This is a genomic window from Dysgonomonas sp. 25, from assembly GCF_010501075.1.
In the GTDB taxonomy this organism is placed as follows: domain Bacteria; phylum Bacteroidota; class Bacteroidia; order Bacteroidales; family Dysgonomonadaceae; genus Dysgonomonas.
In genome coordinates this window covers 1-303 of the sequence record NZ_QVMN01000055.1, presented here as the reverse complement: position 1 = coordinate 303, position 303 = coordinate 1, and the positions used below count along the sequence as shown (strand labels likewise).

1 protein-coding gene is annotated in these 303 nt (G+C 42.9%); it reads left to right on the top strand.

The annotated features are described in order from the left end of the window. The coding region (locus tag D0T66_RS16165; protein WP_185154858.1) for an Ig-like domain-containing protein at positions 1–303 on the top strand (303 nt) is incomplete at both ends.

Here is a 303-nt window from a genome sequence, read left to right as displayed (position 1 = left end):
CAGTTGACGCGGAGACAGGTGAAGTAACAGGTGTAGCAGAAGGTACAGCAACTATTACAGCCACTGTAAAGAATGCAGATAATAGTGAAGTGACGACATCATACACGCTAACAGTAGTAGCAAATACAGGTGACTGGAGTGATGTTACAGGAGAAGTTGGTGAAGAATTTTCGGCTAGCGGATGGGATTGGATTATTATCGGGAAAGATGGTAATGGCAATGCGTTAGTCACAACGAAATATCTTATAGGAGCACATCGTTTTGCCGCAAGTAGCAACGTCTATGCAAACAGTGAGTTAAGAA